Annotated in this window: 2 protein-coding genes; both read left to right on the top strand. The window is 30.4% G+C overall.

What is annotated here, in order from left to right:
* Positions 1–318 precede the first annotated feature (318 nt).
* Positions 319–456: a hypothetical protein gene (locus tag U473_RS14800; protein ID WP_161937320.1), complete on the top strand. Its 138-nt coding sequence runs from the start codon at positions 319–321 to the stop codon at positions 454–456.
* A gap of 76 nt (positions 457–532) precedes the next feature.
* Positions 533–1,270 (top strand): hypothetical protein, encoded by a 738-nt coding sequence (locus U473_RS09140; RefSeq protein WP_068725545.1) that lies wholly within the window; start codon positions 533–535, stop codon positions 1,268–1,270.
* Positions 1,271–1,878 lie beyond the last annotated feature (608 nt).

Here is a 1,878-nt window from a genome sequence, read left to right as displayed (position 1 = left end):
CATTATAGAGGGAGATATTCATTATCCTATGAATATTCAGGATCGGAATCCACAAATATTCCATCATAATCGGTCTTCTATTATGGTTTTCACATCAGCTAAGAAATAAAAGGTAAAAAACTTAAAAAGGATTTACTACACTTCGCAAGTACAAGCGATGTGTTTTATTAGCAAATATTCCTATAATTATAATTTTTGATAAATGAGCGAGAATTTATGAGGAAATAGTGTATTAATTAGGTTAGATTGCCGATAAAGGCAAATACAGGAATATTTTTATTTATATATAATGATTGCAAAGGGAGAGGAGGCGCGAAAATGAAAAGAGTAGTTTTAGGGATAATTTTATCTTTACTACTTTTTAGTGCAACTCAGATTAGTCAAATTTCGAACAAGCAGTATACAGCTATAGAGACAACAATCTATGAATCTACCGATTTGCCATATCAGCATTAGATTTTATTTTTACAATTTTATTTTTATTTTGTTTGTAAAAATAACAACTTTAATTAATGAAAGAAGGTAGACTATAATGTACAGAAAATCTTTAATATTTATGAGCATTTTTCTTATGTTGTTCGTTGTTTTTTCTGAGATCACTTTTGCAGGCAACACAATTGTTAATGAAACTACTTCCAAAATTACCCTATCCCCAGAGGAAGAAAAATTACTGGATAAAAATTTTAAAGAATTGGGTATTGATAGTAAAACACGAAAGAATCTTATTAATAAATATAAAAACGGAGAATTGATTGACGCCATGAATCCAGAAGTACTAGCAAAGCTTCCAGAAAATGCTTTATCAGTCAGTCTTAAGAATCCATTAAAGAAAATTACATTCCCAGATGGTTCCGTTTTAAAATTAGAAGTTAAAGTACTAAAAAAAACTGAAATGAAACCTGAAAAGGAATTAAAAGGAGACGTTAGTTCTCAATTTTATAGTAGTTGTGGTTCAGGATATTGTACTTATTATGAAGTTCTTATTGATGGGACGAGTGGAGTACAATCTGCTGAATTCTATGCAGACTTCACTTTTGTTCAAGGTGGCGCAGATTATATTTCAAAAGTCTATGATGATAGAGTAATGGTCATAGGAGGTACTTATCAAAATAAAAGTCTTTCAATTATGAGACAGAAAGAAGATTTATATTATAATCGTCCTGCTTATGCAGCATTAACTTGGGATACAATTTCAGTTGGATGTGGTTGTTCTTCTTATCTTAAGTTATTTGTAGAAGATGACAATTATTATTCTGATGGTTCAATGTAATATATTGTAAACGGAAAAGAATTAAAATTTTTGACACTAAAGAATTGGATTTTTCCATATATCCAATTCTTTAGTGCTTTTGGAGTTTAACGTCTATCTACAATGAGATAAAGTATAATTAAGTTAAAAAACAATCTACATACATATAAGAGGGGTGAAATTTATGTTCGATTTAGGATCACCATCTGTTATTCTTATTTTGTCTAATTTAGTAATAGTCTATTTACTAATAAAATTAATCAAAAAATAAATATGCCCTGGCATATTACGGTATTCTTATTCTTTCTTTTTCCGATATAATATTTCCATAGGATGTAACCACTTACTTTCTTTGGCGGGAAAATGAGTGGTTACACAATGGGAATACACTTTTTTGGTGGACGGCATATACTGGTTTTAGGGGCGGTTGCATATGATTCAGCACAAGGCGAAGAATACTTTTTTCAACAAATTGAATCAATTTCATAATTATGAGCCTTACAGGCTCAAGGCTTTTAAAAGCCAAAAAAGGAGTACCTCCCAAAATGTCGAATGAGTAAGTAACTACACCAACTCCAAGACTTAAGGAAGACTCCCTATGCCTATTATAAGACAAGAAAGCCTATTTT

This window comes from Tepidibacillus decaturensis (assembly GCF_001561915.1).
GTDB lineage: Bacteria > Bacillota > Bacilli > Tepidibacillales > Tepidibacillaceae > Tepidibacillus_B > Tepidibacillus_B infernus.
Note: the sequence above shows the minus strand (reverse complement) of the source record. Positions and strands in the feature narration are given on the sequence as shown.

Bases quoted from the DNA above. Each gene is read 5' to 3' on its own strand.
- U473_RS14800 (WP_161937320.1), top strand. From the start codon at position 319: ATGAAAAGAGTAGTTTTAGGGATAATTTTATCTTTACTACTTTTTAGT.
- U473_RS09140 (WP_068725545.1), top strand. From the start codon at position 533: ATGTACAGAAAATCTTTAATATTTATGAGCATTTTTCTTATGTTGTTC.